Here is a 16,539-nt window from a genome sequence, read left to right as displayed (position 1 = left end):
TCGCAGAATGCTAACCTTTTGCCTGCTGTTGGAATTTTCTTGGCGTATAGCCTGTCATCTGTTTGAACTGCCTGCAGAAGTGCTCCACATTTTGGTAACCGCATCGGGAAGCGATATCGGCAATGCTTTGGGTGCTGTGAATTAAATATTCTTTGGCCAACCGGATTCGGCTGTTGATGACGTCTTCCATGCAGGTGACTTTAAATGTTTTTTTGTAGATGCTCTGCAGATAGCCCGGGCTGATTCCGAGATCATCCGCCATTTTCGCAATCGTCCAGTAATCGCCCGGATCGTTCTGGATCGCGGTACGAAGTTTCAATAAGTTATAGTACTGAGGCGTGACGGGTTCACGGAAATAAGATTCGAGCAGCTTGTTGAACAGCGTTCGCAGCAAACAGTCGATGGAGGATGCCTTGTAATCCCGGTGAAAGTTGTGTTCGATGGTTAACAATTCAAGCAGCTTGTGGCAGTAGTCGGGATCATCCAGGGCAAAAGGGACTCCGAGCGGCAGCGGCGATTCGGTAATATAGGGTTCGTTCGATTCGAAGCGGATCCAATCGTTGATGAATTGATCGGCGCATGCCCGGTAATAAACCTTCTGCTGCGGGCGGTAGAGAATCACGCTATGCGAAGGATATTCCTTCAGATCTCCATTGACCCAGAACAGCGCGGGAGTTTTGGTGATGACAAGGAGCCAGTGATAACCCATAGGAACATCGATCACAAAGTTGCTCGGGTGCGTCGTGTTGCACTCGACAAAATGAATATGGGCCAAGCCTTATCCCCCCTGTGGAATGATGTTTCTACTATACCATATCGAGGAAAATAGGAACGATAGAGAAGCGCATGGCCCCAAAACCTGCAAGAGTAAACATCGGGTGAGGATGTAAAGAGATGGGAGTTGCGTTTGGGTATCACGGCCCGTCATAATATCATATCGAAATGCAGAATCTGCTCCGATTGAATAACGGAGAAGGGAGAATTCCTATGACCGACCATTCAGCCATATCCATGAACGACTCGGGAGGTCCGGCGGCACCGCGGGACCCTGAATACTTGCATGAGGGTGATCCGATTCCCGAAGCCATGATCGATCCCCCGGTTGACTTTGCATCGCCATCCTACCGTGACATGGTCGCCAAATCTCTGCTGAATCGGGGCAACAATAAGCGGTTGAAAGCGGCCATCGAAAAAGCGAAGAGAGGCGAGTCGGTGACCATCGCCTACATCGGCGGTTCCATAACCCATGGCGCCGGTGCCGTCCCGCTTCCCGTAAATTGTTATGCTTACAGGTCGTACGAGCTCTTCAGGAAGCGGTTCGCCGCCTCCTCCGAGGGCCGTTCTGTCCGTTTCATCAAAGCGGGGGTAGGCGGCACGCCGTCGGAGCTGGGGATCGTCCGTTACGACCGGGATGTGCTCCGGGACGGCAAGGAGAATCCGGATATCGTGGTCGTGGAATTTGCCGTCAATGACGCCGGCGACGAGACGCGGGGGAATTGCTACGAAAGCTTGGTGCTCAAAGCGCTTGACGGCCCCGGCCAGCCTGCCGTCATTTTGCTGTTCAGCGTGTTTTTGAACGACTGGAATCTTCAGGATCGGCTGGCTCCGGTCGGGTGGCATTACGACCTTCCCATGGTCAGCATCAAGGATGCCGTCGTGGAGCAGTTCCGTTTGGCCAGGGACCAAGGAGGCGTCATCTCCAAAAGGCAGTTTTTTTATGATATCTATCATCCGACGAATAGCGGCCATCAAATCATGGCGGATTGCCTGGACTGGCTGTTCGCAGTCACGGACCGGTCTGCCCCGGACGAGGAGGATATCGCGACCGATAAGCCGCCGTTGATCGGCCGTGATTACGTTCACACCCGGCTGCTCGATCGCCTGAACGCTAACAGCGTCGCCCGGATCGATCCCGGCGGTTTCCTGGAGACCGATACGGAGCTGCAGCTCGCGGAAATGGACGACCATTATGACGGCACGCCCCAGTTTCCCTATAACTGGATGCATACGGCCGAATCGGGAGACGGCCATTTCAGCATGACCCTCCGGTGCAAGCGCCTCATTCTCGTATTCAAAGACTCGGGAAGCAGCGATTTCGGAACCGCCGAGATTCGGGTGGACGGGCAGCATAAGATATTCGCCGATCCGCATGAAGTAAACTGGACCCACTGTAACGCGGTGATTCTGGTTGATGAGCAGGAATCAAAGGAGCATACGGTGGAGATCGGCATGGCCGAGGGCAGCGAACATCAACGTTTTACCATTTTGGGGTTTGGTTACGTGCCGTAAGATCAGTCACGGAGAAGGAAGCCTCTCCTTTGATGGACAGGCTTCTTTTTATTTTGGGGCACCTTCGCTGCAGCCCGAAATCATGTTTAAAACTTACAAATGCCATTTAGATTCTCTATGGTTGTTTTCCGGAAATCCATTTAACATGATCCATGGGCTTGCCGTTTCATCAGGAACCACCGGCTTCGGAACCGATTTTTGCGTTCATCGTTTGGCATGCGCATGCAAGCTCATTTTTTGAAAGCGCTGTACTTTGAAGTGCAGCGTCATCCAAAGGGGGATATGTATGAGGAAGCGTAAGTCGATGGTGCTGGTATGGTGTTTGATTCTTGTCCTGATGGCCTCTTGCAGCAGCGGTTCGGGAGGAGGCGCGGCCAACCCGGATGCAAGCGGCGGGAATTCCGCCGGGGGAAGCACGGATGCACCCGCGAAGCCGGATGAAAAAGAAGAGAGCAACACGTCGGAAATGAATTTCGACATGGGCGGCCGGACGATCAAATGGGTATCCTGGTACGACGAATCGATCAAGGAAGATAATCCGGACAGTATTAAGAAGAAGCAGAACCTGGACGAACTCATGAAGAAGCATAATTTTAAAATGGAATACGTCATCATCGACTATGCGGAGTACGTGAATAAAGTGACGTCATCCCTGCTGGCGGGGGAGCCGATCGGCGACATCATAAGGATGGCCAGACCTTGGATGATTCCGACGCTCGTGAAGCAGGATTTATTTTCGCCGGTGGATGAATATACGAAAAATCAGAACGTGTTTATTCAGCAGTACACGAACGATTATTCGCAGTTTGAGGGCAGGGGCTACGGCTTCAGGGCAGGCATCAACGGCGCTTCGTCGGGCATTTTTTATAATCGGACCCTGATGGGAAAACTCGGCCTCAAGCCGCTGCAGGAATACGTGAACGAAAATAACTGGAATTGGGAGACGTTCATCCAAGCCGCCAAAGAGGCGAACAAAGATACCAACAATGACGGCAAGCTGGACATATGGGGGCTCGCTTCCGCTTCGATTTTAGTGCAGGCTTTGGCTGCCAACGACGCGAATATCGTTTCGGAGGGGAAACAAAATCTTGAAGATCCCAAAACGAAAGAAGCCTTAAACTTCATCTCCCGCCTTGCAACGGAACATATCGCCAGGCCTACGGAAGGGGGAGATTGGACCGAACCCGGCCAATTTTTCCGCCAAGGAAACACGCTGATGTATGCCGGAAGCGATTATGAGATGGATGGGTTTAAAAAGGATATGCCCGATTTGGATATCGGATTTTTGCCTTTTCCTAAAGGACCAAGCGCCACCGAATACCGCTCCCATCTTACGATCCCGAATTACTTGACGATCCCGAAGGCGGTCGAACACCCCGAGCAGCTGGTTTACATCTATGAAAAAATCAACGACATCGAGTCCATCTACGACTACCCGAAACAGTCAACGCTTGAAACGTTGTTCCAAAACGAAGACGATATCCATAACGCCAAGGTGGCAGGGGAAGTCATCAACGTCGTCGACGGCAAAGACGGGTATCCTTCCATGCCTTATTACGAGCTTGTCGGAGAAATCCTGGAAGGGAATTCCGTTTCCACGGTCATCGGGAAATATAAAGAACCGTTCCAGGCGTCGATCGATGAGGTGTGGAAAAAGTAGCGGTCATGCATACCGTCTCCACATAAGAAAATAACTGAGGCGGGGCCTCCTCATTCAAGGAGGTGCTTCTGCCCCGCCTGTTTCCTGGCCGCGGATGGAGGATAGCCCTTCATTTCCTTGAACAACTTGCTGAAATAATAAATATCGTCAATTCCGCACATCTCCGCCGCGTTTTTTACCGTAAAATCGCCGGATGACAGCATCATTTCGGCATTGTTGATGCGAATGCGTTTGACATACTCCTTGATCGTCGTACCGGTGCTCTGCTTAAAGAGCCGGCCCAAATATACGGGGTGCAGCTGCAGCCATTCCGCCAATTCGGCGATCGAGAGATTTTCCGAGTAGTGCTCTGAAATGTATTCGGTTAATTTTTTGATCCGCGGATCCATCCGCATGGGCGCTTTGCGGTAATGGTTGCTGAGCAAACGGTGGAGGATGAGTTCGAACAAGGCGCGCGCTTGGATGTGGTAAAACGGCTGTTTGCTCATCCATACATGGTTGAATTCACGTATATAGCCCAAAATCTCCTTGGTGATCACTTTCTTCGTGACGCCTTTGAACGGGAGATGAACATGATTATGCGGTTCGGCCCAAAAAAAGTTGAACGGATACGAATGCATGGGGAACTCCTTGAAGGTGTGGGCTTCCCTGATGCTTCCTTCCGGGACGTACACAAGGTCGCCTGCTTCGGCGGTGAATTTTTCTCCATTAATATAGTAATTCGCCATGCCGTCCACCACGAACGTCAGATCATGAAAATCGATTTTCGCTTTTTGGATCGTCCACTCGGGAAAGCATTTGCGGTCGATGAACAGAAAAATATTCGGAACAAGATGGGGATGATGCTCGATTTCCAAGGACACCGCCTCCTATAAGCTAATCATAGATTCCGCTCCAAAAATTTCAAGAGAAAAAAGCGATTCATTGCGCTCTCAATAAAGGGGGTTTTTGCATGGTTACCTTAACCGGATTCGCGGACGAGATTTCTTCCGATCTGGAAGAGCAGCTGGACGTGCTCGAATCGGAACATATTCGTTACCTGGAGCTGCGAGGGGTCTGGGGAAAAAACGTATTGAACTTAACCGAAGAGGAAGCGGCAAAGATCAAAGAACGTCTGGACCGGCGGGGATTCGGCGTTTCCTCGATCGGCTCCCCAATAGGAAAAATCAAAATTACCGACGATTTTGATTCTCATTTTGCGGATGCCGCGCATGCCATACGGTTGGCAAAGTTTTTTCAAGCCAAGTTTGTCCGCATATTTTCCTTCTATATTCCGGACGGAGAACATGAACCATTCCGCGAGGAAGTCTTCGGCCGCATGAAACGGCTCGTTCGGCTGGCGAATGACGCCGGAATCGTTTTGCTCCATGAGAATGAAAGCCATATTTACGGCGATACGGGGGAACGCTGCCGGGACATTTTGGAGGCGGTTTCATCGCCCGGCTTGAGGGCGGCCTTCGATCCCGCGAATTTCGTGCAATGCAAGGTAAAACCCGTGTCCGAGGCCTACCCGCTGCTGGCCGATTATATTTCATATATTCATATCAAGGATGCACTCATGAACGATGGTACGGTTGTCCCTGCCGGCGAGGGAGACGGTCAAATGCATTGGCTTCTCCAGGAACTGAAGCGGACGGGATATTCCGGATTCATGTCTTTGGAACCGCATCTGCAGGCAACCGGAAGATATGCGGGGTTTAGCAAACCCGAATTGTTCGTGGTAGCCGCCAAAGCCATCAAACGGCTGCTGGCTGAACAAGAAATAAAGTGGAACTAAAACGTCGCCTGACTAGGATAGACGAACGGATCCGTCAAGGACCGGGTTGGTCAACAGGCTTCCCATGAAACTCATGTTACCGCAATGAACGTCTTAGCGAGACGACGATGTATAAGGAGATGATAACAAGATGTCACGGTTTAAGAAACCTGTCTGTGCATTGTTGGCATGCTGCACGATGTTGTCACTTATATTTAGCGTTTCGGTGTCGGTACCTAACAAAGCTTTGGCGGCAAGCGATGTAACGATCGATTTGTCGGCCGAAAAACAAGTGATCCGCGGGTTTGGAGGAATCAACCACCCGGTATGGATTGGAGATTTGACGGCAGCTCAACGAGAAACGGCATTTGGCAACGGGGACAACCAGTTGGGCTTCTCCATTTTAAGAATTCATGTGGATGAAGATCGGAATCAGTGGAGCAAGGAAGTCGAAACGGCCAAAAGCGCGATCGCGCGCGGAGCCATCGTCTTTGCTTCGCCATGGAATCCCCCAAGCGACATGATCGAGACCTTCAATCGTAATGGAGACACTTCGGCCAAACGGCTCAGATACGATAAATACGCTGCGTATGCGCAGTATCTTAACGATTTTGTTACGTATATGAAAAATAACGGCGTCGATTTGTATGCGATTTCGGTCCAAAACGAACCTGATTATGCGCATACCTGGACGTGGTGGACGCCAGCAGAAATGCTTCGCTTTATGAAAGAATATGCGGGAACCATCCAATGCCGGGTCATCGCTCCCGAGTCGTTTTCTTATCTGAAAAACATGTCGGACCCGATTCTGAATGATCCGCAGGCACTTGCCAATATGGATATTCTGGGCGCTCATCTGTACGGAACTCCGTTCGACAACTTCTCATATCCGCTATTCAAAGAAAAAGGTACGGGGAAGGATCTCTGGATGACGGAGGTCTATTACCCTAATAGCGATAATAATTCGGCAGATCGTTGGCCGGAGGCGCTGGATGTTTCCTATCATATCCACAAGGCGATGGCGAAGGGGGATTTTCAGGCTTACGTATGGTGGTATATCCGCCGGCAGTACGGTCCGATCAAGGAGGATGGTTCGATAAGCAAGCGGGGTTACAACATGGCACATTTCTCCAAGTTCGTTCGCCCTGGTTACGTGAGGATCGATGCAGCGGAGAATCCGGATACCGACGTATATACATCCGCCTTTAAAGGCGACAACAAGGTTGTGGTCGTGGCGATCAACAGAGGCACTTCGGCCAAAAACCAACATTTCATTCTGCAAAACGGAACGGCATCCAAGGTATCTTCATGGGTGACGGACGCCGGCCGCAATCTGGCCCCCGGGTCCGTCAATACGTCCGGAAATTCATTTACGGCGCAGCTTCCAGCCCAAAGCGTGACCACGTTTGTGGTTGACTTGGGCAGCAACGGCAGCACTTACGAAGCAGAAAGCGGCACGACATTGACCGATGCAGTCGTTGAAACCGTCAATCCCGGATATCACGGTACCGGATACGTTAACTTTAATGCCTCATCCGGAGCATCCGTTCAGTGGAACGGTATTTATTGCGCAGTGGCCGGAACCAAAAACGTGAATTTTCGTTACGCGCTGGAATCCGGTTCAAGAAAAGTGGATGTATACGTCAACGGGACCAAAGCGATCAGCAACGCCGAGTTTACAGCGACCGGCAGCTGGTCCAACTGGAGAAATAAAACGCTTCAAATATCCATGGACAGCGGAATCAACACGTTAAAAGTCGTTACAACCGGGACGGAAGGGCCGAATATGGACAGCGTTACCGTTTCGCCAGGTTCGTAACGCAGCAGGCAGCGGGTTCCATATTTTATAATCTTATAAGGGAAGGCCCATCCGCAGAAGCGGGGAGCCTTCCCTTATAAAATGCCGCAAAACCAAAAAAAGTAAAAATCCGGCATGCAAGTAAAGAGATGCGGATTGTTTTGTCAATAAAATCCATGAATAATAGAAATGATACGCTTCTAACACTATGAAACGAAATGGGGTTGCACGCTTGCGTATTTCCAGAATAAGCATGGTCACGCTTCTTCTTACGATCACGTTCCCGTTGTCTATGCTGGCGTCTTGCGACGGGAAAGGCCTAACGAATCAGAGCGGTTTGCCGTTGAAGAGTGATGGAGAATATACCTATACAGAGCCTGGATTAAGTAAGTACAACCCGCCGATCGAGCTGACCTTCGTGCGGGAGACGAGCGATGATTTGGACAATCTCATCAAAACGTTTCCGGGGGAAACGCTGGAGGATAACCGATGGACCCGCTTGTACGAACAAGTGCTGGGCATCCGAATCAAATATGATTGGACGGCGAAAGGCACCCTCTACAATCAGAAGCTGGGCGTCGCGCTGGCCGCGGGCGATTTGCCGGATGTCGTCAGAGTCAATGCGGAGCAGCTCCGCCAACTGAGCAATGCGGGCCTGATTCAGGATTTGTCCCAAGCCTATGAGAAATATGCGGCGCCGTTTACGAAAGAAATTTTGGGCCAAGAAGGGACCGGGCCGTTCGAAGCCGCTACGGTGGACGGAAAATTGATGGGCATTCCCGAGACCAGCTCATCGATTGAGGGAGCCCAATATATTTGGATTCGGACCGATTGGCTGGAGCGCCTTGGTTTGCAGCCGCCGCAAACGATGAATGACGTGTTGGAGATTTCGAAAGCGTTTACAGAAAGGGACCCGGACCGTAACGGAAAAAACGATACATTGGGGCTTCCGGTGACCCAATATTTGTGGGATCCCGTGATGGGCTTGTCGGCATTCATGGCCGGTTACGGCGCCTTTCCGAATATGTGGATTCGGGATTCATCCGGCAAACTCGTCTTCGGCGCCGTTCAGCCGGAGGTCAAGACCGCACTGAAGGTCCTGCAGGACATGTATCGGAACGGCCAAATCGATGAGGAATTTATGTTTAAGGACGGTATCAAGGTAAAAGAACAGATTATCGCAGGAAAATATGGCATGATGTACGGCGAACAGTGGGGGTCGTTTGTCGTGCAAGGAAATCATGAGCGGGACCCGGAAGCAAGGTGGCAGGCATTTCCCATCGTATCGGCGACGGGGAAAGCGGCGAAAGTGCCGCTCCGCTTCGCAACCCATCAATTTCTTGCCGTCCGCAAGGGGGTGGCTCATCCCGAAGCGGTCGTCAAGCTGTTCAATTTGCATCTGGAAAAGAACTGGGGAGCGACGGCCGAATACGAAACCTATTACAGCACCCCTTATCCGGCGTGGCAGCTTTCTCCCGTCACCCCTTATCCGGCGCTGAAAAATTTGAATGCCTATTACCAAATCGAAGAAGCTCGCCGAACCGGGGACTCTTCCGTGCTTAAGGATGAGGCAAGGGCGATTCAAAAAAACATCGAGGCCTACCTGACACGGAACGATCCGTCCGGTTGGGGCTGGGAACGAACCTACGGCCCGTCGGGGGCTTTTTCGATCCTTGACCGTTATAAAAGGAACAACCAGTTATTGTATGAGAGCTTTGTGGGGGCTCCAACCGACACGATGATCGAGAAACAATCCATTCTCGACTCCCTGGCGATGGATACGTTCACCAATATTATCCTTGGTCGTCCCATCGAAGAATTCGATCATTTCGTCGAGGAATGGCATCGATTGGGCGGTGACCAAATGACGGCCGAGGTAAACGAGTGGTATTCGGACAAACAGAAAGACTAGTGCATCGGAGGCGTTAAATTGATAAGGATTCCCGTGAATTCATTGCGTCATACCATTCTGGCCAGGCTTGTCCTGATGTATGTGGTGGTGATCCTCCCGATCATTCTGCTCGGCGTTTATTTGTACAATTGGAGCTATAAAAACGCAAGCGAAGAAATATCCAGAAATGCGCTGGCGCAGTTGTCGTCCTATCTCGAGGGGCTGAACCGGGAAATCGAATGGCTGGAAATTCAGCAGTTCGATATTTTGCAGGAAAGCGAGCTTCATAAAATAGCCGTCACGTGGGAGAAGATGGACAGCGCGGAGAAAAGGTCCAGCGTAAATTATTTGCTCCATCGCCTGACCTCCATAAAAAACAGCAGCCCGTATATTAAAGATATTTATGTCCATATTCATTCGATCGATAAAACGATTTCGGCAAGCAACGCCGTTCGCGCCCTGGACCGGCAAAGATATGAAGAAATACGCTCCATCGGCGAACGAAGCGGCAGCCGGCTGGTCCGGCAGGGCGATTCGCTTCAGCTGACGGCGTCCAAGTACGGCGGGAAAAATGACGAGAATCCGCTGTATCTCGTTCAAATCGAATTGGATAACGACAAGCTGAAGGATTCCATGGGACCGCTCGGCGCGTATCCCGAAAGCGGGTCGATTCTGATCGCGGAGGCGGCGGGGTTCACTTTATCCAGCACGGGCACGCCGCAGGGATTGCCGGAGGAATGGATCAAGGCGGCCAAGGACTTGGATGACAGCACGATGCTGCTCGATATCGGCGGAAGGGAATACCATTTCAACATCGCCCATTCCGACAAGCTGGGCCTCTCCCTCGTATCGTACTTGCCGGAAGGAACGGTGAGGAGGCCGCTGATCAAATTCAATTTATGGGCATGGGTATTCGCGGTAACTTCGGTTTTTGCCATCGTCGTGTATGCCTTTTCCACTTACCGTTACGTTCATCGCCCGCTCCTCTCGCTCGTCCAAAGCTTTCGCAGAATGGAGGGCGGGACTCTTGATATTCCGATCCGCCATGAGCAAAAGGATGAATTCGGCTATTTGTATGACCGGTTTAATCAGATGCTCGTCAAACTTCAGACCTTGATCGATCAAGATTTCAAACAGAAGTTGATGATGCAGAAGGCGGAACTGAAGCAGCTGCAGTCGCAAATCAAACCGCATTTTCTGTATAACAGCTTTTTTATCCTGAACTCGCTGGCCAAGACGGGCGACACAGACAGGATCGAGCTGTTCACGATCATGCTCGGCGAATATTACCGGTTCATCGCCCGCAACGGCGAGGACCACGTCACGCTGTCGGAAGAAATCAAGCATGCGAGAATGTATACGGAAATCCAGCAGCTCCGGTTCTCCCGGCGGATCCGCGTCCAATTCGACGAATTGCCGGAGGCCATGCGGCGCATCAAGGTGCCGAGATTGATCGTCCAACCGATGATCGAAAACGCCTATGAACACAGTCTGGAGAACATGCCGAACGAAGGGTTTCTTCGCGTCACGTTTGCACATACCGACGCGGAATGTCTCATTAAGGTGGAGGATAACGGGGACAGCATCGACGATGCCGGGCTCGAAGCCCTTCAGCATCGGGTATCAGGTCCTGCCGAATCCCATGAAATGACGGGGATCATGAACATCCACCGGCGAATCCTGCTTACTTACGGAGAAGGCAGCGGACTGTTTTTGTCGAGAAGCAAGCTTGGCGGGCTTGAGGCCGCCATCCGAATCAAATTCAGGGAGGAGAGCGGGAATGTATAGACTGCTGATCGTTGACGATGAAGACATCATTACGGACGGGCTGTATGAAGTATTCAATCGATATCATCCGGAGCGGCTCGACGTGTGCAAAGCTTATTCCGCCAAAGAAGCGCTGGATTGGATGTCGCGTACGAGAATCGATATCGTCTTGACCGATATTGCCATGCCCGGCATGAACGGACTGGAATTATCCGAAGAAATTCAGAAGTACTGGCCGAGATGCAGGGTGGTGTTCTTGACCGGGCACAGCGAATTCGAATATGCGTACCGTGCCATCCAAATGACGAATGTCCGTTATGTGTTGAAGACGGAAGGGTACGGCAAGGTGATCGACACCGTGCAGGCGGTCCTGGACGAAATGGACCGTGCTCGTCATGACAGCCTGTTGCTGGAACAATCCCGCGAGCAGCTGCTTGCGTACCGATTCATGGCGCAGGGCGACTATATGAGGCATCTTCTCCAGAACAGCCGTGTTTTGTGCAGGGATGCGGAGGTGATGGTCCGCGAATTCGGCAAGCTGGACATCGGCCTGGATCCTGCCCAGCCGGTCGTGCTGGTCCTTGGCCGCATTTCGTACCCGGAGGGCAGGACGTATACCGAAAGATCCGAGATCCTGTCATCCGTCAGAATGGCCTGGGATACCTATTTTTCGGATAGGGCCCGAAGCATGGGGATCATCGATAAGCACGGCGATCTTTTTTGGTTTCTTCAACCGTCTGTGCGGGCCGAAGGCAGGCTTGACAGCCATTTTATCCGTTTCGTGGAGGGGACGCTAGAGATGATTCAGGAATCATGTCTCGGTTCGCTTGGATTGACCATCGGATGGACGCTGAGCTGCGAAGCATGCAGATGGGAATGCTTGACGAGGCAGTACGAAAGGCTGCGGGAGCTGCAGCAGCTAAGGATCGGCAGCGGGGGCGCGATCATTGTGCGCGACGGCTTCGAGCCGCTCGATGGATTGGCCGGCAAAGAAAGCTTTGCGGACAGTCAAAAGGCGGAAGTGCTGAGGGCTTATCTTGAATCGGGCAGAAACGAGGAGTTTCTTCAGGAGCTTGAAGAGGTGGCGGGCAACGCCCTGAAAATGAACGGAAATGTACAGTTAACGATTGAAACGTATTATACGGTCGCGTTGATGCTGCATTCCTGCATAGGCCGTATGGGAATGCACGGACGAATCGACGATGCCGGGCAATTGATGCGGCTAAACGATCATCCCACGATGGAAGCGGCGTTCGGTTACCTGAAGCGCGTCGCGGAATCCATTTTTCTAAGCAAACAAACGCAGGAGAGGGACAGGGCCTCGCTGATCGTCGACCGGATTTGCGAGTACGTCGAAGAACACTTGAGCGAAGATTTGTCTTTGGTGCGCCTCGCGGAAATCCATTATTTCAACCCGTCGTATTTGTCACGGTTTTTCAAGCAGGAAAAAGGAATCAATTTATCCGATTTTATCGACAAATGCCGCGTGAAGAAAGCCAAGGAGATGCTGCGGGACAACGATCTGAAAGTGCGGGAGGTGGCATTATCCGTCGGTTACGAGGCGGCCCATTCGTTCACCCGCTTTTTCAAAAAGGCGACGGGGCTTACGCCGCAGGAATACCGGGATACGCTGTCTTTGAATTGACGAAGTCTTTGAATTGACGGTCTAACTAGAGTTTGGCGGGTAATCCGGACGGATTAGACGGGTTGTTCCCGCGGAGCGCAAGCCTTACGCTTTTATGAGAGTTGGGTTAAAGACTAAAAATGCTGAATAACGGGAGTTGACGCAAAAATGAATGAAGTCGTGCATGCACCGATCGGCAAACTGCCGCAAAACGGAAATCCGCTTGTCGCCCATAAATTCGGGGCCGACCCCTATGTGCTTGTGTTCAACGGGCGCGTATACCTCTATAATACGGACGACGTATTGGAGTACGACGAGCAAGGAGGGGTCAAGGAGAACAGCTACAGCACCATCAACCGCATATCGGTGATTTCCTCGGATGATCTGGCGAACTGGACGGACCATGGCGTCATTCAAGTCGCAGGTCCGGAAGGAGCGGCCAAATGGGCGACGCAATCCTGGGCGCCGGCTGCGGCCCACAAAAGAATAGACGGCAAAGACCGTTTCTTCTTGTACTTTGCCAACAACGCCAGTGGCATCGGCGTGCTGACGAGCGACAGTCCGACCGGGCCGTGGGTCGATCCGATCGGCAGGCCGCTGATCGCAAGGGACACGCCGGGCGTTCAAGGCGTCGTATGGCTCTTCGACCCGGCCGTCCTGGTGGACGAAGACGGCAAGGGATATATTTACTTCGGCGGCGGCGTGCCGGAAGGAGAGCATGAGAGCCCGGGGACCGCCCGCGTGATGCGGCTGGGTGACGACATGATCAGCGTGGTCGGCGAAGCCGAGCCGATTCCGGCTCCGTTTATGTTCGAGGATGCCGGCATACATAAGAAGGACGGCAGGTATTACTTTTCGTATTGCTCTAACTTCTACGATGGGATGCGGCCGGAAGGGAGCCCCCCGGCGGGAGAGATAGCCTATATGACCAGCACCGGCCCGATGGGACCCTGGACGTACCAGGGATCGATCCTTAAAAATCCCGGCCATTTTTTCGGTGTCAGCGGGAATAATCACCATGCCATTTTCCAGTTTCATGAAAATTGGTATATTGCTTATCACGCGCAGACCTTATCGAAGGCCATGGGCGTGCAGAAGGGATATCGGTCCACACATCTAAACCAAGTGTTCTTGGACGAAGAGGGAGCGATTCTCCCCATCGAAGCGGACATGGTCGGCGCTAAGCAGATCAAGCCGCTGAATCCGTATGCCCGCGTCGGGGCGGAGACGATTGCTTGGTGCGCGGGTGTGAACGTGCGGCAATTCCAGCCTGATGGAGGGGGACAGGGCGAGCCGCTTATGGTCTTGGCGGATATCCATCATGGCGATTGGACGGCCGTGTCCGGCGTTGATTTCGGCGCCGGGGCCTCCGCGTTTGCCGCATCCGTGTCGTGTATGAATGACGGGGGAGTCATCGAGCTCCGCTTGGACAGTCCTGAAGGCCAATCGATCGGCACGCTTCAGGTGCCTTCAACCGGCGGACAGTGGAACGAAATGACGACGCCCGTCAGCGGTGCGGAGGGCGTTCATGATTTGTTCCTGATCTTCAAAGGAAAGCCGGACATCGAGTTGTTCCGGCTAGGGGATTGGCAATTTAGGTAAGCAAGCCGGGATGAACGTTTGTCATGTTGTGCCATGGAAAGAATGCCGTCTGATTGAACGGGCGGCATTCTTTTTTTATTGGACCTTCGCTGCCTCGCGGTCGGAAAGATCATTCCAGGAGCCGGTATCCGAACCTTGCAAGTAGGAAGCCGCCAAGCCTGCAACCAGCATAATTCTAGGTTTTCTCAGGTAAACGAACTGGAATCGACGGGTATTTCGTTCGAAATGAAAGCGCTAAAATGGGTTGTGATGGCGCCTGCGCTTTGCATTGGTTCGCATACAATCCATCCGGATGCGGCTTTGACGCTGAAATATATCGAATCGGGCCATATTGAAGGAGGCGAGTGCAATGAACACGAAGGAAACGGAGATGAATGATTCGGGCAGCGGACCGATTCTGCGGGCATGCGGGATCAAACGGATCTTTGGCAGGGGGAATACGGCCGTGACTGCTTTGGAGAATATCGATCTGAATATTCCGCCCGGAACGATCGTGGCTTTGAGGGGGCGCTCGGGTTCCGGAAAGACGACGTTATTGAACATTCTCAGCGCATTGGACGATCCGACGGAGGGACAGGTTTATTTCAAGGGAAGGGAGATCACCGGATTATCCGGCTCCGAACGCAGCCAGATCCGGCGCAGGGAGATCGGTCTCGTATTCCAGTCCTATGGTTTGATGCCGCTGATGTCGGCTTACGAGAACGTCGAATTCGGGCTGCGTATCGCGGGACTGAAGGGGAACCGGGAGGCGGTGGAGGATGCGCTTGACCGCGTCGGCATGCGGGAGCGGATGAAGCACCGGCCGTCCGAGCTGTCAGGCGGCGAACAGCAGCGCGTAGCCATTGCCCGCGCGATCGTCCACCAGCCCGTCCTGCTGATTGCGGATGAGCCGACCGCAGAGCTGGACAGCAAGATGGGGCTGCAGGTCGTCCGCATTTTTCGCGAGCTGGTGAAAGAGTCGGGGATGACAGTCGTTCTCACGACGCATGACCCCGGCATGATGGAGCTTGTCGATCACGTTATCGCATTGGAGGATGGAACTATTGTATCGCAGACAACGAACGAATCTCCCCTTATCTAACAAAGACCGTCGCTTGCGCCGAATCGCCGCGCTGCTGACGGCGCTGATGCTGCTTTCGGGCTGTTCGCTCCTGCCGGTCGAACCGGAAACGCTGCAGCCGCCTTTGGTCGAGCCGGCCAAAGAACAGTTTAACGTCGTGCAGGCCAGCCGCGGGAAAATTCAGACCTTCCTGAAGGGGACGGCTTATTTCGTGTCGGCCCAATCCGAAGCGCTGTCCTTCAAGGATCTGGGCGGGAGGCTGAAATCGATTCAGGTGACGTTGGGCCAGTCCGTGAAAGCGGGCGATCTGCTGGCCGAGCTGGAGACGGGCGACCTGGATTTTCAGGTTCGCCTGCAGCAGCTGAATGTAGAGCGCGCCCAGCTGCTGTACGACCAGGCGCGCGAGGCTGGCGCCGGCGCCGTCGACCTGCGGCTCAAGGAAATCGACCTGGAGCGCGAGCGGATGTCGCTGCAGGAGATGAAGGCCAGGCTGGGGCAATCGCGCTTGTACGCTCCCGTTTCGGGAACGGTGACGTTCGTCGAGAAGCTGAATGCGGGAGACAACGTGAATGCATATCAAGCGATCGTCACCGTCTCCGACCCGAACAAAGTGCAGCTGACGTACGTTGCGGCGGACAGCAAGGATCTGAACCCGGTCAAGGCCGGGATGCCCGTCAGCCTTAAGTATAAAGGCAAGGACTATAAAGGAAAGGTCCTCCAGTCCCCTTCGAATTTGCCGGCTGCCGCGGACAGTACGAAGGCCGAAAAGAACGGGGTGACGATCTTCATGAGTATGGACAACGCCCCGGGCGACGTCAAGGTCGGCGACAGCGCCGAGCTGACGATTGAGCTTCAGAAGCGGGATAACGCCATCATTGTACCCCGCTCTGCCATCCGCTCCTATATGGGGCGTTCCTATGTTCAGATCGCCGAAGGAGACCGCCGCAAGGAGGTTGACATCGAGATCGGATTGACGACGCCGACGGAAGTCGAGATCGTCAAAGGACTGGAGGAAGGCCAGAAGGTCATCCTGAACAATTAACGTAAAGAGCTACAGCCCGGTCCGGCCGGGCATGAGGGATGAGGTGTATG

12 protein-coding genes are annotated in these 16,539 nt (G+C 52.9%); 10 read left to right on the top strand and 2 right to left on the bottom strand.

The window, feature by feature from the left end:
• Positions 1 to 10 precede the first annotated feature (10 nt).
• Positions 11 to 775, bottom strand: coding sequence for a helix-turn-helix transcriptional regulator (locus AC27KL_RS11705; protein WP_339321051.1), 765 nt, complete (start codon positions 773 to 775; stop codon positions 11 to 13).
• A 212-nt stretch (positions 776 to 987) separates the two neighbouring features.
• Between AC27KL_RS11705 and AC27KL_RS11700 the strand changes: the two genes are divergently transcribed.
• Complete coding sequence (locus AC27KL_RS11700) at positions 988 to 2,289, top strand: SGNH/GDSL hydrolase family protein (protein ID WP_487169770.1); 1,302 nt, start codon at positions 988 to 990, stop codon at positions 2,287 to 2,289.
• A 286-nt stretch (positions 2,290 to 2,575) separates the two neighbouring features.
• The gene (locus AC27KL_RS11695) at positions 2,576 to 3,949 is read left to right on the top strand and encodes an ABC transporter substrate-binding protein (RefSeq protein ID WP_487169769.1); all 1,374 of its coding nucleotides are present in this window, start codon (positions 2,576 to 2,578) and stop codon (positions 3,947 to 3,949) included.
• Positions 3,950 to 3,999: 50 nt separating this feature from the next.
• Here AC27KL_RS11695 and AC27KL_RS11690 read toward each other — a convergent pair whose 3' ends face one another.
• Positions 4,000 to 4,806, bottom strand: coding sequence for a helix-turn-helix transcriptional regulator (locus AC27KL_RS11690; protein WP_487169768.1), 807 nt, complete (start codon positions 4,804 to 4,806; stop codon positions 4,000 to 4,002).
• Between the two features lie 95 nt (positions 4,807 to 4,901).
• Here AC27KL_RS11690 and AC27KL_RS11685 point away from each other — a divergent pair, with 95 nt between their 5' ends.
• The 8 genes from AC27KL_RS11685 to AC27KL_RS11650 all read left to right on the top strand — a co-directional run bounded on the left by AC27KL_RS11685 (position 4,902) and on the right by AC27KL_RS11650 (position 16,489).
• On the top strand, positions 4,902 to 5,726 hold the full coding sequence (locus AC27KL_RS11685; RefSeq protein ID WP_487169767.1) for a sugar phosphate isomerase/epimerase family protein: 825 nt from the start codon (positions 4,902 to 4,904) through the stop codon (positions 5,724 to 5,726).
• 130 nt (positions 5,727 to 5,856) lie between these two features.
• The gene (gene xynC / locus AC27KL_RS11680; protein ID WP_487169766.1) at positions 5,857 to 7,524 is read left to right on the top strand and encodes a glucuronoarabinoxylan endo-1,4-beta-xylanase XynC; all 1,668 of its coding nucleotides are present in this window, start codon (positions 5,857 to 5,859) and stop codon (positions 7,522 to 7,524) included.
• A 232-nt stretch (positions 7,525 to 7,756) separates the two neighbouring features.
• Entirely contained in the window at positions 7,757 to 9,415 is a 1,659-nt protein-coding gene (locus AC27KL_RS11675; RefSeq protein ID WP_487169938.1) for an extracellular solute-binding protein, read from the top strand.
• A gap of 75 nt (positions 9,416 to 9,490) precedes the next feature.
• A complete protein-coding gene (locus AC27KL_RS11670; RefSeq protein WP_487169937.1) occupies positions 9,491 to 11,182 on the top strand; it encodes a sensor histidine kinase in 1,692 nt (563 codons plus the stop codon).
• On the top strand, positions 11,175 to 12,806 hold the full coding sequence (locus AC27KL_RS11665) for a response regulator transcription factor (protein ID WP_487169765.1): 1,632 nt from the start codon (positions 11,175 to 11,177) through the stop codon (positions 12,804 to 12,806). Before AC27KL_RS11670 ends, AC27KL_RS11665 begins: the two co-directional genes overlap by 8 nt.
• 147 nt (positions 12,807 to 12,953) lie before the next feature.
• Positions 12,954 to 14,387: a glycoside hydrolase family 43 protein gene (locus AC27KL_RS11660; protein ID WP_487169764.1), complete on the top strand. Its 1,434-nt coding sequence runs from the start codon at positions 12,954 to 12,956 to the stop codon at positions 14,385 to 14,387.
• A 349-nt stretch (positions 14,388 to 14,736) separates the two neighbouring features.
• Positions 14,737 to 15,468 carry an ABC transporter ATP-binding protein gene (locus AC27KL_RS11655; RefSeq protein WP_487169763.1) on the top strand — a complete coding sequence of 244 codons (732 nt, stop codon included), beginning with the start codon at positions 14,737 to 14,739 and terminating at the stop codon, positions 15,466 to 15,468.
• Positions 15,431 to 16,489: an efflux RND transporter periplasmic adaptor subunit gene (locus tag AC27KL_RS11650; RefSeq protein ID WP_487169762.1), complete on the top strand. Its 1,059-nt coding sequence runs from the start codon at positions 15,431 to 15,433 to the stop codon at positions 16,487 to 16,489. The genes AC27KL_RS11655 and AC27KL_RS11650 overlap by 38 nt, the downstream gene beginning before the upstream one ends.
• Positions 16,490 to 16,539 lie beyond the last annotated feature (50 nt).

The organism is Paenibacillus sp. YAE3 (genome assembly GCF_057546105.1).
Note: the sequence above shows the minus strand (reverse complement) of the source record. Positions and strands in the feature narration are given on the sequence as shown.

What these genes read in the sequence shown, in the direction of transcription:
- AC27KL_RS11700 (WP_487169770.1), top strand. Translation starts at nt 988, where the DNA reads ATGACCGACCATTCAGCCATATCCATGAACGACTCGGGAGGTCCGGCG.
- AC27KL_RS11695 (WP_487169769.1), top strand. Translation starts at nt 2,576, where the DNA reads ATGAGGAAGCGTAAGTCGATGGTGCTGGTATGGTGTTTGATTCTTGTC.
- AC27KL_RS11685 (WP_487169767.1), top strand. Translation starts at nt 4,902, where the DNA reads ATGGTTACCTTAACCGGATTCGCGGACGAGATTTCTTCCGATCTGGAA.
- xynC (WP_487169766.1), top strand. Translation starts at nt 5,857, where the DNA reads ATGTCACGGTTTAAGAAACCTGTCTGTGCATTGTTGGCATGCTGCACG.
- AC27KL_RS11675 (WP_487169938.1), top strand. Translation starts at nt 7,757, where the DNA reads ATGGTCACGCTTCTTCTTACGATCACGTTCCCGTTGTCTATGCTGGCG.
- AC27KL_RS11670 (WP_487169937.1), top strand. Translation starts at nt 9,491, where the DNA reads ATGTATGTGGTGGTGATCCTCCCGATCATTCTGCTCGGCGTTTATTTG.
- AC27KL_RS11665 (WP_487169765.1), top strand. Translation starts at nt 11,175, where the DNA reads ATGTATAGACTGCTGATCGTTGACGATGAAGACATCATTACGGACGGG.
- AC27KL_RS11660 (WP_487169764.1), top strand. Translation starts at nt 12,954, where the DNA reads ATGAATGAAGTCGTGCATGCACCGATCGGCAAACTGCCGCAAAACGGA.
- AC27KL_RS11655 (WP_487169763.1), top strand. Translation starts at nt 14,737, where the DNA reads ATGAACACGAAGGAAACGGAGATGAATGATTCGGGCAGCGGACCGATT.